This window comes from Microbacterium sp. Bi128, from assembly GCF_918698205.1.
Genome location: NZ_CAKKMM010000674.1, coordinates 1 through 2,688, shown reverse-complemented (window position 1 = coordinate 2,688; position 2,688 = coordinate 1). Strand labels below are relative to the sequence as shown.

At 68.5% G+C, this 2,688-nt stretch carries 3 protein-coding genes; all 3 read left to right on the top strand.

The genetic code is table 11. The features are described from left to right. Window positions 1-1,257, top strand: a 1,257-nt coding sequence (gene mbhE, locus LQV45_RS24690; protein WP_230009247.1) for a hydrogen gas-evolving membrane-bound hydrogenase subunit E, incomplete at its 5' end; no start/stop codon positions are given. Next, window positions 1,254-1,775, top strand: a complete 522-nt coding sequence (locus LQV45_RS24685) for a Na(+)/H(+) antiporter subunit C (protein WP_230009245.1) — start codon at window positions 1,254-1,256, stop codon at window positions 1,773-1,775. The genes mbhE and LQV45_RS24685, both read left to right, overlap by 4 nt. Next, window positions 1,772-2,688: proton-conducting transporter membrane subunit (locus LQV45_RS24680; protein WP_290370309.1), on the top strand; the 917-nt coding region annotated here is incomplete at its 3' end. The genes LQV45_RS24685 and LQV45_RS24680, both read left to right, overlap by 4 nt.

Here is a 2,688-nt window from a genome sequence, read left to right as displayed (position 1 = left end):
CCGCCCGGCCTCTATGTCATCGATCCCGGCTCGCCGCTGCAGCTGGTGGCCGGCGCCGGAATCGTGATCGGGGCGCTGGCCGCGGTGCGCGCCAACAAACGGTTCCTGGCCGTCCTGATGGTGTCCGTCACCGGCTACGGGATTGCCATGATGTTCGCCCTGCAGGGAGCCCCGGACCTCGCCCTGACCCAGATGCTGGTCGAAACCATGATCCTGGTGGCGTTCGTGCTGGCCATGCGGAGCCTTCCGCCGGGGCTGCGGGACCGCACCGGCGGCAAGTACCGGGTCATCCGCGTGGTGATCGGCCTGGCATTCGGCGTCACCATGATTTTCGTGGCCATCCACGCCCTCGGCGCCCGGGTGGCGCCGCCGGTCTCCCTGCAGTTCCCGCAACTGGCCTATGAGGGCGGCGGCGGGCTCAACGTCGTCAACGTGACCCTGGTGGACATCCGGGCCTGGGACACCTTTGGCGAGATCTCGGTCCTGGCCCTGGCCGCCACCGGCGTGGCCAGCCTCATCTTCGTCCGCGGCCGCGGTGACCGCATCCGGACATCCGCGAGCGTCGCGGAAGGGACCGTGGGCCGGCGGACCGGGGCCAGGGGCAGCACCAGGGAAGACGCCGCCCTGGCGATGAACCGGCGGTTCGCTGCCGCCACTCGCGACGCCTGGCTGGTGGCCGGCCGGACCCTGGCACCCGAACGCCGCTCGATCATTTTCGAGGTGGTCACCCGCCTCATCTTCCACTCGATGATCGTGTTCTCCATCTATCTGCTCCTCGCCGGCCACAACCTGCCCGGCGGCGGCTTCGCCGGCGGCCTCACCGCCGGCCTCGCCCTGACCATCCGCTACCTGGCCGGCGGCCGCTTCGAACTGCGCGAAGCGACACCCGTCGGCGCCGGCACCCTGCTGGGGATCGGTCTGGCCACGGCGGCCGCCGCCGGAATGACGCCGCTGCTGCTGGGCGGCGAAGTGTTCCAGAGCGCCATCGTGGAGCTGTGGCTGCCCGTCTTCGGCGACATCAAGTTCGTCACCTCGACCATCTTCGACATCGGTGTCTACGTCGTGGTCGTCGGACTGGCCCTGGATGTGCTGCGCAGCCTCGGCGCGGAGATCGACGAGCACTTCGAAGAGCAACCCGAGACGACCGAAGAGGGGGCCGCCGAAGACCGGGACAGCGGAGGATTCCCAGGCGGGGTCCCCGCCGACTCCGCCGACGAGTCCGCCGACGCGGAAACCACTGCCAAGGGGAGAACATGAGCGTCAACCTGACCCTGCTGACGGTCATGGGCGCCCTCTACGCCTGTGGCATCTACCTGCTCCTTGAACGCAGCCTCACCCGGGTCCTGCTGGGCCTCATGCTGCTGGCCAACGCCACGAACCTGCTGATCCTCGCCACCGGCGGCTACGCCGGGCTGGCGCCGCTCTTCGACAAGGACACCCCGGCGGGGGACTACAACGACCCCCTGCCGCAGGCCCTGATCCTGACCTCGATCGTGATCTCCTTCGCCGTCACGGCGTTCATGCTGGGCATCATCTACCGCACCTGGGTCCTGGCCCGCCAGGATGAAATCCAGGACGACGCCGAGGACCGCCGCGTCGCGGAAACGCCAAGCTTCGATGCCGAGGACGACTCCGTGATCCCGGTCGAGACGTCGGAGTTCCCGCTGGCCACGGTCATGTCCGGTGACCGCCCCGTGCGGGCCGACAAGGCCGCCTCTGAAGAACAGCCCGGTTCCCTCAACGTTGACCCTAGCCCGGAAGGAGGCGGAGAGTGAACATCACCAGCCTTGCCCCGCTCGCCGTCGTACTCCCCATCCTGGGCGCCGCCCTGACCTTTCTGCTCATCCATCACCCCAGGGTCCAGCGCGCGGTCAGCATCGCCGTGCTGACGCTGACACTGCTGCTGGAATGCTGGCTGCTGGCCTCCGTCTGGGATGGCGGCACGGCCGCGGTGAACATCGGCGGCTGGCTGCCGCCGTGGGGCGTCGTGCTGGTGGTGGACCAGTTCTCCTCCCTCATGCTCGTGGTGTCCTCGGCCGTGAGCCTTGCGGTGCTGATCTACGCAACGGGACAGGGCATGGCCGACGGCGACCGCGACGCGCCGGTCTCGATCTTCCACCCGACCTACCTGATCCTCGTGGCCGGGGTGTCCAACGCCTTCCTCACCGGAGACCTCTTCAACCTCTACGTGGGCTTCGAGATCCTGCTGACGGCCAGCTACGTGCTCATCACACTCGGCGGGACAGGCCCGCGCATCCGGGCCGGCGTGACCTACGTGGTGGTCTCCGTCGTGTCCTCGGTGCTGTTCCTGATCGCGATCGCCATGATCTACGGCGCCACCGGAACCATCAACATGGCGGACCTCGCCATCAAGCTCGGCGACCTCGACCAGGGCACCCGGACGCTGCTGCACGTCATGCTGCTGGTGGCCTTCGGCATCAAGGCCGCCGTCTTCCCGCTGTCCTTCTGGCTCCCTGACTCCTACCCCACCGCCCCGGCCCCGGTCACCGCGGTGTTTGCCGGGCTGCTGACCAAGGTGGGCGTCTATGCGATGGTCCGCACGGAAACGCTGCTATTCCCGGGGGATGCGCTCAACGCCCCGCTCATGGTCGCGGCGCTGCTGACCATGGTGGTGGGCATCCTCGGCGCCCTGGCCCAAAGTGACATCAAGAGGCTCCTGTCCTTCAC

Bases quoted from the DNA above. Each gene is read 5' to 3' on its own strand.
- LQV45_RS24685 (WP_230009245.1), top strand. From the start codon at position 1,254: ATGAGCGTCAACCTGACCCTGCTGACGGTCATGGGCGCCCTCTACGCC.